At 37.2% G+C, this 15,924-nt stretch carries 13 protein-coding genes; 4 read left to right on the top strand and 9 right to left on the bottom strand.

Annotation, left to right across the window (positions count from 1 at the left end):
• Window positions 1-116 precede the first annotated feature (116 nt).
• Window positions 117-2,012, top strand: a complete 1,896-nt coding sequence (locus BLO34_RS05210) for a S8 family serine peptidase (RefSeq protein ID WP_172823955.1) — start codon at window positions 117-119, stop codon at window positions 2,010-2,012.
• A 67-nt stretch (window positions 2,013-2,079) separates the two neighbouring features.
• On the opposite strand, the gene BLO34_RS05205 is transcribed toward BLO34_RS05210, so the two are convergent.
• Both BLO34_RS05205 and BLO34_RS05200 read right to left on the bottom strand, forming a co-directional pair.
• Window positions 2,080-2,535, bottom strand: coding sequence for a hypothetical protein (locus tag BLO34_RS05205; protein ID WP_090753185.1), 456 nt, complete (start codon window positions 2,533-2,535; stop codon window positions 2,080-2,082).
• 74 nt (window positions 2,536-2,609) lie between these two features.
• Complete coding sequence (locus BLO34_RS05200) at window positions 2,610-3,020, bottom strand: glyoxalase (RefSeq protein ID WP_090756455.1); 411 nt, start codon at window positions 3,018-3,020, stop codon at window positions 2,610-2,612.
• A 154-nt stretch (window positions 3,021-3,174) separates the two neighbouring features.
• On the opposite strand from BLO34_RS05200, the gene BLO34_RS05195 reads away from it, so the two are divergent.
• Window positions 3,175-4,533 (top strand): NAD-dependent succinate-semialdehyde dehydrogenase, encoded by a 1,359-nt coding sequence (locus BLO34_RS05195; protein ID WP_090753183.1) that lies wholly within the window; start codon window positions 3,175-3,177, stop codon window positions 4,531-4,533.
• 263 nt (window positions 4,534-4,796) lie between these two features.
• Window positions 4,797-6,791 (top strand): hypothetical protein, encoded by a 1,995-nt coding sequence (locus BLO34_RS05190; protein WP_090753181.1) that lies wholly within the window; start codon window positions 4,797-4,799, stop codon window positions 6,789-6,791.
• A 2-nt stretch (window positions 6,792-6,793) separates the two neighbouring features.
• Here the strand turns inward: BLO34_RS05190 and BLO34_RS05185 are convergent, their stop codons facing one another.
• A complete protein-coding gene (locus BLO34_RS05185; protein ID WP_231959567.1) occupies window positions 6,794-7,396 on the bottom strand; it encodes an NUDIX domain-containing protein in 603 nt (200 codons plus the stop codon).
• A gap of 54 nt (window positions 7,397-7,450) precedes the next feature.
• Between BLO34_RS05185 and BLO34_RS05180 the strand changes: the two genes are divergently transcribed.
• A complete protein-coding gene (locus BLO34_RS05180; protein WP_090753180.1) occupies window positions 7,451-9,907 on the top strand; it encodes a zinc-dependent metalloprotease in 2,457 nt (818 codons plus the stop codon).
• A 225-nt stretch (window positions 9,908-10,132) separates the two neighbouring features.
• Here BLO34_RS05180 and BLO34_RS05175 read toward each other — a convergent pair whose 3' ends face one another.
• From BLO34_RS05175 to BLO34_RS05150, 6 genes are all read right to left on the bottom strand, one after another.
• The gene (locus tag BLO34_RS05175; RefSeq protein WP_090753178.1) at window positions 10,133-10,561 is read right to left on the bottom strand and encodes a DNA-binding protein; all 429 of its coding nucleotides are present in this window, start codon (window positions 10,559-10,561) and stop codon (window positions 10,133-10,135) included.
• Between the two features lie 184 nt (window positions 10,562-10,745).
• On the bottom strand, window positions 10,746-11,969 hold the full coding sequence (locus BLO34_RS05170; protein ID WP_157686690.1) for a M23 family metallopeptidase: 1,224 nt from the start codon (window positions 11,967-11,969) through the stop codon (window positions 10,746-10,748).
• 99 nt (window positions 11,970-12,068) lie between these two features.
• Window positions 12,069-12,434, bottom strand: a complete 366-nt coding sequence (locus tag BLO34_RS05165) for a hypothetical protein (protein WP_090753175.1) — start codon at window positions 12,432-12,434, stop codon at window positions 12,069-12,071.
• Window positions 12,435-12,640: 206 nt separating this feature from the next.
• Window positions 12,641-13,180: a TPM domain-containing protein gene (locus BLO34_RS05160; RefSeq protein WP_090753174.1), complete on the bottom strand. Its 540-nt coding sequence runs from the start codon at window positions 13,178-13,180 to the stop codon at window positions 12,641-12,643.
• Between the two features lie 634 nt (window positions 13,181-13,814).
• Complete coding sequence (locus tag BLO34_RS05155; RefSeq protein ID WP_090753172.1) at window positions 13,815-15,101, bottom strand: hypothetical protein; 1,287 nt, start codon at window positions 15,099-15,101, stop codon at window positions 13,815-13,817.
• 89 nt (window positions 15,102-15,190) lie between these two features.
• Window positions 15,191-15,862, bottom strand: a complete 672-nt coding sequence (locus tag BLO34_RS05150; protein WP_090753171.1) for a hypothetical protein — start codon at window positions 15,860-15,862, stop codon at window positions 15,191-15,193.
• Window positions 15,863-15,924 lie beyond the last annotated feature (62 nt).

Genomic DNA, 15,924 nt, shown 5'->3' with positions numbered 1-15,924 from the left:
ATATTGAGATGGTATAAAAATTGTAAGCTATTCTATTAAATTGCGAACTCAAATCGCAGAGCAAAGATATTTTTTATAATATGGTTCTTTGCATTTATTTATCAACAAAATTCTATATGTTTCAAAAAATACTCACACTTACTGTTTTCTTATTTTGTTCTATACTATTTGCTCAATCTGAATTAGAACTTAAGGAAATATCTTCAAAATCTGATCAGAATAAAAACGCTCAATTAGAAAAAAGGCTGACTTTGGATTTTGAAACAAATCAAGAGCAGGTTGATTTGTATCTAAAGAACAATCCCTTTTTAGCAAAATCTTTGAACTTAGAAGAATCATCTAGGTGGTTAGAAAGAATCAATGAAAATGGTCATCCAGTTTTTATAATCACTACAAACACCCAAGGAGCGGAAATGATAGGTGCAAATCAGCTTTATTCTGGTGGCAGCCTAGGATTAGATATCGATGGAAGTGGTATAACGGCAGGAATTTGGGATGGTGGTTACGTTCTTCAAAATCATCAAGAATTTAATAGAAGAGTAAGATATGGAGAAGCTGATAAATCTGTTAGTGGTCATGGTACTCATGTTGGAGGAACAATGATTGCATCAGGTGATGGTCGTGCAGATGCGCGTGGGATGGCACCTGGTGGTAGATTGAAAAGCTTTAGATTTGATAATGATGTTAATGAGATGTTGGAACAAGCACAGGATGGATTATTAATTTCAAACCACTCTTATGGAAGAGAAGTAACAGTAGATACAGAGTTGGAAGTGTTTGGACAATACGATTTTTCAGCTAGAGATTTTGATGCCATTACAGATGCTAATCCCTATTACTTACCAGTCGTAAGTGCAGGTAATGATAGAGGTAAAGATTATAATAGCGGCAAGGCAGAATATGATTTATTGACAGATAGAACAACATCTAAAAATGCCCTCACAGTTGGTGCTGTAACTGGTTCAACAGATAATGATGATCCATCAAACATTACGATGTCTAATTTCAGCTCTTGGGGACCAACTGACGATGGAAGAATTAAACCTGACTTAGTTGCTAAAGGTGTTAGTGTTTTGAGTACTAGTGATCAAAGCAACACTTCCTATTCAGTATTACAGGGTACCTCAATGTCTTCTCCAATGGTAGCTGGTGGATTAATGTTATTACATCAGTTATATAATGAATTGTTTGAATCTTTCATGAGATCTGCAACAATCAAGGGTTTAGTGTTATTTACTGCTAAAGAAGCTGGTAACACTCCTGGTCCCGATTACCGTTTCGGATGGGGACTTTTAGATGTAGAAGCCGCAGCTGAAATGTTGTTGAACGTTAGCAATTTAAATTTAGGAGTTATAGAAGAAAAAGAACTTGCCGATCAAGAATCATTGACTGAAACATTTACGGCAGTTGACACTGAGCGTATTTCATTCGCACTTTCATGGACAGATTTACCAGGTGAAGTTAAGAGTGAATATACGATTGACGACACTACTCCTGTTTTAATCAACGATCTAGATTTGAAGGTAGTAGATGATGAAGGAAATGAGTTTTTTCCTTATAAACTAGATGTTGAAAGATTTAGAAGCCGAGCAACTACAGGAGTTAATAACGTAGATAATATTGAAATCATTCATATCAATGCTCCAGCAGGAAATTATCGAGTAGAAATCACTCACAAAGGTGTTCTGGACAATCCTCAAAATTATAGTTTACTAGTCAACGGCGCAACAAAAGCAACGGCATCCACAAGTTCAGAAGAAATTGCAGGGCTTAGCATTTTTCCTAATCCAGCTAATGATTTTGTCAATATAACTTTTAATGCGACCTCTGTTAGTAATAATGTTACAATTCAGTTGTACAACACGCTAGGCCAGATGGTGAAAAATGAATCGTTCAATAATAACGGTAGATTCAATCAGCGAGTTAACATCTCTGATCTTAGATCTGGAGTATATTTTGTTGCTGTTAGTGATGGCAATCTCAAATCCACACGTAAGCTGATTGTGAAATAAAGATCAAAATGTAGCAATAAAAAAGCCCGACTATTCAGTCGGGCTTTTTAGTATATCAAATTCGAGATTAGTAAACTTCTACTATATCGTGTTTCTTGTCATTATAAGTAAAAGAGTCATTCTCCCGTAAACCTTTCATGGCTAGGTATAAAGGAGCTTGGTTTGAGATCGCAAATAAATCACTGTTTTGCTCTCTTAATTCTATCTGACCTATGCCAACGCTTATTAATAACAGTCTATCAGCAGTTCTGACTATTGCACCTTCCTGTACTGTAGTTTTACCACCATGAAAGTCAATATTATTGAAAGCAACCAGCATATCTTCATGCTCTTCACGCAATTGTGCATAACGTTCAAAATCGCCTAAAAGCTCACCCTGACTATCATCGTTGTCATAACCGTGTTTAGTCTCGTTCGATTCAATGCTGTTATTGATATCATCAAGCTGTTCTTTATGAACAGCGATACGATCTTTTATCTCTTGCTTACAAGCTGCTACGGCAGCCATTTTCAATTCTTTCATAGCCTATAATTTAGCGTAAAGATATGAGGCAGCAGGAGCACGTCCGGTTTACTTAATTTAAATTTAGCATATAGCTATAAATCAATAGTAGGCCGCTCAAAGACCTGAATACTACTTATAAGACGTTCCCTTACAATATTCATCATGCGTTTATTGAGAGCACTGGAATTGGAAATGTAAAACAGATATTCAGTAATCGTGAACATTCCCATGATGATTCCCTTGAGGCTATTTCTAAATTTCTGATCCCGATTGACCGCATTCTCTATGTAATCAATTCGCTTTACCGCAGTCAAGCCATAAAAAACATTCTTGTGCTTCTTAATATAATTGCGAAAAACCTCTACAAGTAGATCGTGTTGCAGTTTTGCCACGGGACGCAGCGTTCGATTCTGGAACTGTTCATCAGCACTCATGGTATCATTGACTTTGGCGCTCGGTATATCGGGACGCAGTGCGACTAGATACTCATCTCTATTTTCCATAATGTAGTGTTTCTTAAATGTAGGGATGATGGTGGTTTTTTCGCTTTCGCGAAAGCGGACATTCTCCACAACCTTATCAACAATCAAAATAAGTTAAACCATTGCAAAGTCTCTCGCTGCAAGTTGAGCCAAATCGTATTTTTAAAAGAAAAAGATGATAAAGACTATTAATCCATACAACGGCACTGAACTTAAATCTTACAAAGAAGACACTGCGCAGCAAATTGACGATAAACTTAAAATCGCAGATATTGCCTTTAAGGAATGGCGTAAAACCGATATGAATTTCAGGGCAAAACTCATAAAACGAGTAGGTGAGCTGTTGCGCAAAAATGCCAATGAGTATGCGAGACAGATGGCGATGGAAATGGGAAAACCCATAAGTCAAGGAAAAGCTGAAGCCGAAAAATGTGCCTGGTTATGTGATTATTATGCTGACAATGCTGCGGGATTTTTAGATTCAGAACAGTTTGATACTGATTACCACAAATCTTATGTTACTTATGAACCTATAGGTGTAGTGCTAGCTGTGATGCCATGGAATTATCCTTTCTGGCAAGTGATGCGCTTTATCGTTCCTGCACTTATGGCTGGTAACGTAGGTGTTCTTAAACACTCGAGCAGCGTCATGGGCTGTGCTATTATGCTGGAAGAATTGTTTAAAGAGGCTGGATTCTTAGAAGGATGTTTGAAGAATCTAACTGTGAGCAGCGATCCCATTGAATTTGTTATTAAAAGTCCTATAATTAAAGCGGTAACCCTTACCGGTTCTAAGCCTGCAGGTAGTGCTGTGGCTTCCACTGCTGGTAGTGAAATAAAGAAAACGGTTCTAGAATTAGGCGGTAGTAATGCGCTCGTGGTTTTTGATGATGCAGATATTGATAACGCAGTTGATACCTGTGTAGATGCCAGATATCAAAATACGGGACAAAGCTGTATCGCGGGAAAACGCTTGCTACTTCATAAAGAAATTACTTCAGTATTTCTTCAAAAATTGACCAATAAGGTCATGGATCTTAAAGTTGGAGATCCTTTACATGAAGATACGTATATAGGTGTGATGGCAAGAGCAGATCTTGCTGAAGAGCTAGAAGAAACCATGCACAAGTCTGTAAACATGGGTGCAGATATCCATTTAGGTGGTAAAAGAAAGGATGCCTTCTTTGAGCCTACGATTTTGACTAATGTTACTAAAGAGATGCCTGTGTTTAAAGAAGAAACATTTGGACCATTGCTGTCTGTTACATTATTTGAAAGTGATCAAGAGGCAATTGACTTAGTGAACGAATCTGAATTTGGTTTAGGAGTAAGCCTATTTTCTGAAAATACAGAACGCATGGAAAAAATGGTTTCTCACTTTGATGATGGATCAGTATTCATTAATGAAAAGGTGAGCAGTCACCCTAATCTACCCTTTGGTGGTACAGGAATTTCTGGTTATGGACGTGAGCTTTCTAGATTTGGTATTAGAGAATTCGTGAATATTAAAACGGTTGTTGTGAATAAATACTAGCAGCAAACTGTTAATTAAAATTAACAAATTTCTATCGATGTCCTTTCTATTTGAAATGACATCGATTTTTTTTGGCATAGTTATAGTTAACATATGTTAACCGCCTTAAATAGATACTTAAGCGGTTAAAGTGCTTAATTTAAAGGTTAAATAAACCGTTATATAGATTAAAAGCATATTTTAAAGGTAAAAACCCATCGTTTAACCTAATTTTAAAACCGAACGCTTTCATTACGAGTATGTTTGCAAGATAATACTCACAAATGAAAAACTTTACTCTACTAATATCTTTCTTAATAACGCTACCTATGTTTTCCCAAGTGGGAATAGGAACTGTAGATCCTGATGAATCCAGCATATTAGAGGTAGTATCTTCAAATAAGGGTGTCATTTTGCCTAAAGTATCGCTTACAGGAACTTTAGATATCTCAACAATTGCAAATCCAAAACCAGGTCTATTAGTTTACAATACTGCTAATGTTGTGGGATTAAATGTAGGTTATACCTATTGGGATGGTAGTCAATGGAGTACATTTCTTGACCTCAATACAGAGTCTAATGACTGGACGCTACAAGGGAATTCGATTACCGGTAGTGAGTTTTTGGGAACTACTAACGATCAGTCATTAAATTTTAAAATTAATAATACCGATGCTGGTGGTATTGAAACCAATGGTTCCATTAGGTTAGGTAGAGGAACAAGTTCTGCAACAAACAATATAGTTATAGGTAGCAATGCATCTGCAACGCAATTAGCATCCATAGCAATAGGTTTTGGAGCAAATGCTACTGGACAATCTACGTTTGCAATAGGAGCTCTTGCCAATGCAACCGCAGAAAGTGCTGGTGCTTTAGGACTTACATCCAAAGCTGAAGGGTTTCAATCGACAGCGTTAGGAAATGCAGCTTACGCTTTGCAATCCTATGCGACAGGAATCGGTTATAGTGCTAGAGCGGAAACATTAGGATCCACGGCCTTAGGTTCAAATAGTAAAACAGGTGTAAGTGGTGCAAATGGAGAATACGCCACAGCGATCGGTGCTAATGCCGCTGCAGAAGGGAATAATTCGATTTCAATTGGTGGAGGTGATGACACAGCTAGTGAATTCGCCATCGCTGCAGGTGAAAACAGCATAGCAATAGGTAAAAAGGCATTGGTTTCAAATACAGGAACTAACGGTTTAGCTATTGGTAGTGACGCTCAATCAACAGGCGTTCAATCGTTAGCTTTAGGCCTTAGTTCAAGAGCTAGTGCAGATTATTCTGCTTCCTTTGGTACGTTTGCATCCTCCAGTAACACATTTACGGCAGCTTTTGGATATGGTGCCACGGCAACAGGAATCGGAGCCACCGCATTTGGTTCAGGCGCTGATGCGACAAACAACAATGCCACTTCACTAGGTAATGATGCCATAGCATCTGGAAGCGGATCTTCCGTTGTTGGATTCAAATCGGAGGCTGCTGGCTTGTATGCTTCAACCCTAGGTTCTAACACAAGAGCAAATGGGCTTCATGCTATAGCAATTGGCGGCGGTGATCCAAACAACATTAATGGTGCAAATGCTTCAGGTTCTGACGCTATTTCTATAGGTCATTTATCAACCGCTAGTGCAACAAATGCTATCGCAATAGGTCATAATGTAGATGCTGGTCAGGCGAACTCTGTTATTTTAGGTAACAATGCAGATGTTGGTATAGGAACCGAAACTCCCGATGAAAAACTGCACGTTGTAGGTTCTGTAAAGATCGTGGATGGAACTCAAGCAGAAGGTAAAGTTCTTACATCTGATGCAAACGGAGTAGCTTCATGGCAAGTGTCCAATAATGTTAAAGCTTATGGGGAGATTTATAATACAGCTGATGAGAATCCTATTGCTGATAATAAATATCGCATTTTAGGTGGAATGAGTACAAATGCGAATAATAATTTTAATATGACGGCTGGAACTAATTATTTAGAAATCCAAATTACTGGAAGTTATAAAATCACCTATAGTTCATCGATGTTCACGTCGGATGCATCCGACAGGAATTTTGAGCTTACAGTTGCTAGAGCACCTAGTGGATCTGGCGCTAGTATTTTGTCGAGAGCAACATCATTTGCAGGGACGTCAAATTCAAATACTTATTTTGGAAATTCAAAAACATTTATTCAGAGTTTAAATGCAGGAGATCGTATATATTTCACCTACAGAACTTCTGGTAATGAAACTCGCTTTGTGGGTAACACCGTATCTCTGACTGCCGAAAAAATGTAATTTTAAGAATCTTTCAGAAACCACCACTGTAACCCAATAATGCTAATACTATTATTAAATGCTCCTTCAAGGAGTATTTTTTTTGCTTCCAGCTTTTTGATTCTTACGATCTGAATATCTTCTTTTTCGCTTTCCTTGCCGCCGCCGGTTTGGGTTTGTTGACTAGAGTGGACTTCAGTATAGAACAAATGGATCTGCTCTGAGCAGCCGCCAGGTGATGGGAAGTAGGTATGGATCTTTTCAAGCTTGTCGACTTGGTAACCTATCTCTTCTTGAAGTTCTCTTTTCGCGGAAGCGATATCACTCTCACCATCATCAATGGAACCGGCAACCAATTCCAGCATCCACGGCGATCCGCGACGGGCAGATGGATAGCGGAATTGCCTCGTGAATACAAAACTGTCCGTATCCACCTCGTAAACCAAAACTGCAACGCTATCACCACGTTCTAGGCACTCTCTTTTTGCAGTGATGTATGTTTCTTGTTCAAAAGTATCGTGTTTCACCTGGGCCTCTAGAACTTTTAAAAATCCATCATATACTTTCTTCTCTTTTTCAATACGGTAATCCATCGCTACTTTGTTTGTGACTAAGATAATGGTCACTGGATTTATTATTGACAGTTCAAATCCTTAATTTAGAAACCTCAATAAATTTCTATGACTCAAAGAATCATTTTTGCCATTCTTCTATCGGGAACGATGGTATTTTCAAGCTGTAAATCAAGCAAGGCAGTCGCCTCAAAATCTGGTACGGAATCCTCTAAATATAAGGACGATGATGGGATGAAACCCTATGCCAAGGTGATTACAAAAGACGCCAAAACCGATGAAGGCCTTTTCAAGGTGCATCAGGTTAAGGATAAGTTTTACTATGAGATCCCAAAAGACGTTCTCAACAAAGACATGTTGTTGGTAAGCCGTATTGCGCAGATCCCATCCAACCTAGGTGGTGGATATATGAATGCTGGTAGTAAAACCAATGAGCAAGTCGTTGCATGGCAGCGTTTTCAGGACAAGATATTATTAAAGGTAAAGTCGTATTCTGAAATTACCCGCGATTCTGCAGCAGCGATAACGAACTCGGTTCGAGTGAATAATTATGAACCGACTCTTTATGCTTTTGATATTGAAACCATGAGCGCAGATTCTACAGCCGCTGTAATTGATGTGACTAAATTTTTTAGTTCTGATGTTCCTGCTTTAAGTGGTTTGGATTCTAGAATGAGATCTACCTACAAGGTGCGTAATCTTGACAGTGACCGTAGTTTTATCAACTCCATTAATAGTTACCCAGAAAACATTGAGGTGAAGCAAGACTTTACTTATAATGCTACAGAGCCACCATCAAATGGATCTGTAGGTTCTATAAGTCTGCAAATGAATCAGTCAATGATCTTGTTGCCTGAAGATCCTATGACTCCTAGAATTTATGATCCACGCGTTGGGTTTTTCACGATAGATCAGATTGATTATTCCAGTAGTGCATTGAAAGCAGATGAGAATACCTATATACGTAGATGGAGATTAGAGCCTAAAGATCCCGAAGCTTATGCAAGAGGAGAATTGGTGGAACCGGCAAAACCTATCGTTTATTATCTGGATCCAGGAACCCCTGAAAATCTTAAGGAATACATCAAACAAGGTATTGAAGATTGGCAAAAGCCATTTGAGTCGGCTGGATTTAAGAATGCTATTATTGCTAAGGATGCGCCTACAGCAGAGGAAGATCCAGAATTCAGTCCAGAGGACATCCGTTATTCAGTGGTGCGCTATGTGGCGAGTACGACCCGTAACGCCGTTGGACCTAGTGTGAGTGACCCACGATCTGGTGAAATCATTGAGAGTGATATCATTTGGTACCACAATCACTTAAGATCGTACCGAAACAGATATTTGTTGGAAACTGGTGCTGCAAATCCATCAGCTAGAACGCTGGATACAGAGCCAGAAGAAATAGGAGAGATGATGCGTCAGGTAATTGCCCATGAGGTAGGACACGCATTAGGATTCCCTCATAATATGGCAGCGAGTTATGCCTACAATGTAGAGGATTATCGCGATGGTGACTTTACCCAAGAGAACGGTATTGCAGCTAGCTTAATGGATTATGCGCGATACAATTACATTGCACAGCCTGGTGATGAGAATATCCGTTTTGTCCGTCAGATGGGTCCTTACGATCATTATGCCGTGAATTGGGGTTACCGTGTCATTCCAGATGCCAGCACGCCAGAGGACGAAGTAGAAACGCTTAACGAGTGGATCATGGAAAAGGCAGGCGACCCTAGATATAAGTTTGGTCGTCAGAGCAGCCGTTTTGACCCACAATCACAAACAGAAGCCATTGGTAACGACCCGATTGCAGCAAGCACCTACGGAATCAAAAACCTAAAATACGTTGCCAAAAACCTACCGCAATGGACCTCAGATGAAACCAATAATTACAATGATCTAGAAGAACTCTATGGTGAGCTATTGGGCGTTTGGTCACGATATGTAGGACACGTTGTGACTAACGTTGGTGGTGTTAATGAAGATCTAAAAAAGCCAAACCAATCAGGACCTGTTTATACACCGGTTGATGCGGCTACTCAAGAGAAGTCTGTTGAATGGATGAATGAAAATGTATTTGAAACGCCACAATGGTTGATCGATCCTGCCATTGTACAGAACATTGATTATTCTGGATATGCAGAGCGTATGCGATCCATCCAGACCAGATACTTGAATGACTTATTGGACTTTGACCGCATAGGCAGATTGCTCAACGCAGAGACGATTTCTAGCAATTACTACAGTGCTTTGGATATGATGAAGGACGTGAGATCTGGTGTTTATTCGCCTAATGGAAAACTGGATATCTACCAGCGTAATCTTGAACGAGCCTATGTGGATAGGTTGAATTATTTGATGACTGGAGAGATGCAACGCGGCCGTGGTGGTGATTATTATGACGTGAGCCAGAGCGATGTGCGCTCCTTGGTTCGTGGAGAACTCAACAGCTTGCAGTCCTTGATCCGCTCAAAAAGGCGTGGAACCAGCGATACGGTGACCCGTTTCCACTACGATGATCTACTGGCTCGCATCGATGATATTCTCAATCCAGAGAAATAAGGTTCAACTAAGTATAAAAGAAAAGCAGATCGATATGATCTGCCTTTTTTGTTTGTGGGTGATTCCGCTTTCGCGAAAGCGGAACACCTATTAACCTACATTTCTATGTTCTGAAATTTGAGATCAAATCAATGATATTCCATGAGTTATCGTAGAAGGTAAAAGATGATAAACGACTAATCGAAGCTAAGTTAACTGCAGAACTGTCTCATTTGTAAGGAAGGATTACGAGGATCTTTCTACGAGCTCTATACGATCTTCTTTAATGGCAATTAACTTTTGCTTATAGAGATTACCTACAGCTTTTTTGAAGGACTTTTTGCTCATATTCATGTGGGAACGAATAGAGTCTGGCGAACTCTTGTCAGTAACTAAAATATAATCATGCTCACTTTCTCGAAGAGCTTCAAGAATGGTTTCAGAATCTGTGTCGATGACATTAAGAAAGCCTTGCGGACGTAGGGATACATCAATTTTTCCATCCTCGCGGATGTTCTTAATAAAACCGATGCCTTCCATGCCTTCTTCCAATTCAATGTAGACATCCTCATGATACACCAAACCTTCAAACTCGCCTTCAATTAAAACATTGAAACCTAGCGGTGACTCGTGTTGTACGGTTAGATTGACTTTATCTCCTGGTTTTAAGTCCATAAATATTTTGATGATATTTTACGTTGCAAATATCGGATTAAGTTACATCAAGACGGTAGACTGGTTTATAAAATTAGGACTTTTGGCAAATCCCAAGAGTGCTAATGGAATAGGGCGAATTTACAAAACCGAATTGTTTCTGCTGGATAACTAATTTGTTATAAAACATTAGGTTTTTTCAATATTAATCTACTTCGATTAATCCAAATCCCATTGGTAATTCATTAGTCTTATTGACTGGATTTAAGTTATCTAACGAAACGTAATTACTATCAAATAGATCAGCTATTTCTTGTTCAGAATAATTTTGTAGTTGGGTAAAATTATCGAGATGATACGGTATTCCTTCTCCGCCAAAAAAGGTGTTGCTTTTACTTTCTAAATGGAAATGTACATGTGGTGCGTCTGAATTTCCGCTATTGCCTAATAGTCCTATTATTTGTCCTTTATGAACGGTATCACCAATTTTTACCCTGAGACTATTCGGGATCAAATGACCGTAGAAAGCATAAATTCCGTTTCCAATATCTAAAATAACATAGTTACCACCGATCGTTTCCCGAGTTATTCTCACAGCCATTTCATCTGATAATGGTTCGTTTTCTATAATTTCATCTTTTATCCCGACAACTTTTCCATCTGCTACAGCGATTAGCTCTATTCCATAAGTTTCCCAATTTTTGTTCTGTTTGATATCTTTTTTGGCAAAAATACCGCTGTCATCAATGAGTGTCCAATCTATTGCAAACCTTTGCGGATAATTCACTCGACCTTCGGTTAAAAATCTGGCGCCTTGATGACTTTCAGCCTCGTAGAGCCATTTCCCTTTTTTATTGAAAGGTAAACCTAAAGTGAATTTGTTTGTTTCTGGAATGCTTATTACTGCAACTTCCATAGGATGTGTCACTGTTTCGCCACTACTTTTAGTTCTTTCAAAGTAGAGTTTGTGAAATATCTTTTCAGGAATTGCTTTTTCTGGTTTGAATACTAGATTGAGATTTAAAACACCAAATTCATTTCCAGATAGAAGCTTCAAATCATCGATATCATCGTTTCCAGGTCTGTCAAAATTCTCGTCAATATAAACTGAACCAAACTCAGCTATTGGGGTATCGTTATTTTGCAAATCGTATATCTCAACTTTTCTTAAAGTGAAAGGTATTCTGTAATTGTTCGCAATATTCAATTCATATCGCAATTGGGAAGCATTGTCAGCTAATATGGGACTGCTCAAATAAGTAACATTAGCCTGGATTACTTCAATCGGTAAATCAGTTGTCCTGAGTTTCTTTTGCAGTTCGGTTGTAGGTTCTAATTTTTCCTCAGCGGACTTGGTTTCTTTTTTACAACCTATGATAACTAAGAAAATTGCTATAAGTATGGATTGTCTCATTGATTTTCTTCTCAAGAGGTCAATTTTAAAAGTTTGGTGACCTTGCAAATGTGCCCGAACCGTTCGGTTAAGTACTAATTGTCCTATTTTTTTTATTCGTTGTTGTAATCTGTGCTAATTCCGCACTAATCTCACTATGAGACTGTCTTTCATACTTTCATTAACCCATTCAGCAAGTTCAGAGTTATAATATGCCTCATTAATAATTAGAGTTTGATAGCCGTTTTTTTCAAGTGTAATTGTGAAGTCATCAGGACAAGGAACAATTCCACAATTTTCCACCTCAACTACATTAAAATATCCAGCTTCATCAGTAGTGTCCTCTTCGTAATGTCCGTTGTCTACTTGTAATTTTACTAGTACGCCAGAAATACGTTCTTCTGTTATATTGTCAATTACAATTCCATCTTCTCCTGTAACTACATCACACGACGATAGTGATAGAAAAGATACTATTATGTATAATTTTATATTTCGCATAGTTTACAACGGTCTGGTATAAGAATAGAAGGTCTGAAAACAGTCGCAAACCATTCGGATGAAGCACGAGCCGAATTTTTTGATTTTTCTTATTATCTTTTTTCTCAATAAGCCAAATTAAAAAATTTGGCGGACTAGCAAATATACCTTAACTTCTATTAATCAACTTACTAGCTATGAGCTATATACGTTGTTGCCAACAGTACTTATTTCCACTTTTCTATTAATTCTATCACGCCTTTTTTAATTCCGATATAAAATTCTTCGTTTTTAAATTCAGGTATTATTTTTTCGTCAATTACTTTTTTACAAACTTCGTCAGTCAAAATCAATTCAGTTCCAGTTCCAGTTGCAATTCCGATTTGTCTGCAAGGATTACACACAACTATTGTCAATCCGTTATTTTTTTCAGTCGTTCCAACTCCCCAAGTTTGTCCTAAATCCGTTGCGAATTTTTGGATATCGTTATATGGTTTTATGCTGTCAACTGTAACCACAATAATTTGTCTTGTCGTTTCAATATCGTAATCGTAAAGAATTTTCGATAATTCAGTTCGTTGTGATTCCGTAAAAATTTGTCCGTAATCATTTATAATTCCAATTGGTTTCGGAATAGAACTTTTTTCCTTGTCTGAAAAATCAATTTCAGTTGTCGGTTTTTTAGTTTCCGTTTCTTGAGCAATTCCTTTGCAAGAAAGAAAATTTAAAGTCAAGAAAAGGATTAATATTTTAGTTCCGATTTTCATTTTTCGTATTATAGGTAACGGCAAAGGTATAATGCGTGTGAGGCGTTCCCCTTCATTTGGCTGTTACCTTGCCTTAAATTGTTTTAGATTGATGAAGATATGCAATGTCATTGAATTATTGCCTCACGAGTAGCATCCTGCATCCGACGAGCGCAGCGAGAGGAATGCATACCTGATGCGCTTTATACATTGTTCATGCCAGTTGTCTGTGGCAGCGTGGTTGTTCCAGGTACAAACCAATTCTTGCTTAAGGCGTTTCACACCTTTGCCGTTTCTGTCTCCGACGAGCGAGGTAGGAGCGAGAGGAAGACATAAGAGTAGATCGGGAATCTTGAAAATTGGATTTTACCAAGTTTTGGCTTTACGCTATCGGATAGATTTCGGTCAATTGATTTTTATGGTATAGACTGGATCACAATCCGATTTTCATCCTGTCTCCGACGAGTGAGAGAGCGAACGAGAGGAAGACAAAAAGCTACGGCCGCAGGCAATTGGCCTGAACGTTGTTGTATATGGTTTGTTGCGTGGTTTAAGCACCTAATTTAGCAAATAAAAACCGAATAGAAAATCCGCGAGGATTTTCGTAAGTAGGCTAGAACTAGCAATAAATTATATACGGTGTTAGCAATAGTTTTTATGTCTCAAAATAGTTATACTGGCTTAAATCAAAATTAGGGTTTAAATCATCTAATTTTTCTTTAATAAGACGATTACTCCATTTAGCATATCTTCTTCCGTGTACTTGTCCATTTTCGTGTATGCATTTAATCAATTCAGTAAGTTCAAGCAATGTAAATTGAGGTAATAATGGTTGAATAAGATTGTCAAACCTTGAATCGGCTTGGTCAAAGCTTTTACTATTTCCATACATCATTATTACAAGTTCTTTTCCTTGGCTGAATAGTCCTTGTTTTTTGAAAGTGTTAAAAAGTAGAACAATTGTATTAGTGTTAATCGCTAAATTAAAATCATAATCGTCTTTACTCTTTAAAAATGTCAAATGTTTAGTTAGGGAATCGTTCAGATACCAAGCTAAAAAAATATAATTTTCATCTTGGTTAATTTTATTTTCAATCAAAGTTTTTGAACTTTCATTTAGACTATCTAAAACTTTTGGATTGTTATTTATAAACTTTAAAATAAAATCAAAAAAGTCTAAATTTAAATTGTTACTGAAATACTGACTTTCGTCTTTTATATAATTTATTAAAGTATCATAATTTCTCTGAAGAATTATGTCCAAAGCTTTATAGTTTATTTCTCTATTTTCATTGCATTCTACATTGTCCATTTTAAAGACAATTTTCCATAATGAACGAAAAATTTCTCTCTCAATGGTTGGATTTAAATTCTCGAAGTATTTAGACTTTAAATGAGTTTCAATATCTTTTTCGGTAATTAAAATCTCTTTAATTTCAGCTAAATTTGATAAAAATTCATTGAATATTTTCTTCGATAATAATGCTGGTTTTGTTAATAGACCTTCAAGAATATTTATTACGTGACTTCTTACTGTTTCCTGATTAGGACTATATAACTTGTAATTCTGTAACATTACTGGATGAGCGCATAGATGTCTATGTTTTTGAAGGTGTAAAATATTTTCAAAATCAGCGTGTTCAAGTATATTTGTTTGCTCTTTTATTAATTCAATTAGTTTAGTTTCCCAATGTGATGATGTTGGATTTCGTTTTTGTAAATCCTCAATTTCTTCAAGGATATTTTTTGCACTATTGTCATTGAACTGGTCTTTTAATTCTTGCAATTTGAACACTAAGTCACAAATTACGATAGAGTACAACATTACTATTGCTGAACGATAATTATTTGAATAATAAGACCGTATTACTTCTTCAAAATACTCTTTGCTTTTTGAATTTTTAATTTGTTCAGATAATCTATCTATTGAGTGTATTCGCATTCGTGGTTAAATTATTGCTAACGGTCTCGGATATGATTTCGTTGTGGAATCATCCGCAGGATTATTCCGCCGAAATCCAGCCGTTAGATTTATAGATAAAACATCGATTTAGCTTTTTGCCACAATGAATTATAGCCATTGTTGCCATTAGTTTTTATTCCGTCAATGAAAGAATCCAACTCGGTTTGTTTCAAGTCATTCGCCTTATCATAAACTAAATAAAAAGTCAATACAAAATTCCCAACTTCGTATGTCAATATTCTTAAATTAGATGGAATTGATTCAGTTCCATTTTTGGTTTTATATTCAAATCCGTATTCGGTCGAAAGTGCTCCAGTCAGGTTTTTCAGAATCCTTTTGGCATTCATTGGTACTTCGTTTGTCTTTTTTGCTAAATATGGTGTCCACATTAACTCAAACTTGTTTATGCTCCGAATGTTTAGGTTACTTCCACCTTTTAATGCTCTAATGTCAAATAAGTAACAAGCAATAATTGGTCTTCCATTACTTTTTTTGAGTGTAAAAACAGGTGGAAAAATCCCGTTTTCAAAGTTTTCTCTGTCCTTTTTTGAAAATTCCGAGTTTTCTGGAAAAATATATTCCGTTTTAAAATTTTCAAAAATTCCACCGTCATCAACTGTAAATCCGTTGAGTATTGGAATTGAAATTCCGATGTCGTTCAATTCAACGGTATTTTCTAAAATTTCCACCTTTGGTTTGAATTTCAGTTCTCGGATTTTTATTTGGTCAGTTAGTTTCATTCAAATTAATGGCAACGGTCGAGTATATGAAAAGTAGCGCTGAAAAAGTACGCTATCCATTC

Origin of the sequence: Nonlabens sp. Hel1_33_55, assembly GCF_900101765.1 — a bacterium.
Taxonomy (GTDB): Bacteria; Bacteroidota; Bacteroidia; order Flavobacteriales; family Flavobacteriaceae; genus Nonlabens.
This window is presented reverse-complemented; position numbering and strand designations above follow the sequence as displayed.

Bases quoted from the DNA above. Each gene is read 5' to 3' on its own strand.
- BLO34_RS05210 (WP_172823955.1), top strand. From the start codon at position 117: ATGTTTCAAAAAATACTCACACTTACTGTTTTCTTATTTTGTTCTATA.
- BLO34_RS05205 (WP_090753185.1), bottom strand. From the start codon at position 2,535: ATGAAAGAATTGAAAATGGCTGCCGTAGCAGCTTGTAAGCAAGAGATA.
- BLO34_RS05200 (WP_090756455.1), bottom strand. From the start codon at position 3,020: ATGGAAAATAGAGATGAGTATCTAGTCGCACTGCGTCCCGATATACCG.
- BLO34_RS05195 (WP_090753183.1), top strand. From the start codon at position 3,175: ATGATAAAGACTATTAATCCATACAACGGCACTGAACTTAAATCTTAC.
- BLO34_RS05190 (WP_090753181.1), top strand. From the start codon at position 4,797: ATGAAAAACTTTACTCTACTAATATCTTTCTTAATAACGCTACCTATG.
- BLO34_RS05180 (WP_090753180.1), top strand. From the start codon at position 7,451: ATGACTCAAAGAATCATTTTTGCCATTCTTCTATCGGGAACGATGGTA.
- BLO34_RS05175 (WP_090753178.1), bottom strand. From the start codon at position 10,561: ATGGACTTAAAACCAGGAGATAAAGTCAATCTAACCGTACAACACGAG.
- BLO34_RS05165 (WP_090753175.1), bottom strand. From the start codon at position 12,434: ATGCGAAATATAAAATTATACATAATAGTATCTTTTCTATCACTATCG.
- BLO34_RS05160 (WP_090753174.1), bottom strand. From the start codon at position 13,180: ATGAAAATCGGAACTAAAATATTAATCCTTTTCTTGACTTTAAATTTT.
- BLO34_RS05155 (WP_090753172.1), bottom strand. From the start codon at position 15,101: ATGCGAATACACTCAATAGATAGATTATCTGAACAAATTAAAAATTCA.
- BLO34_RS05150 (WP_090753171.1), bottom strand. From the start codon at position 15,862: ATGAAACTAACTGACCAAATAAAAATCCGAGAACTGAAATTCAAACCA.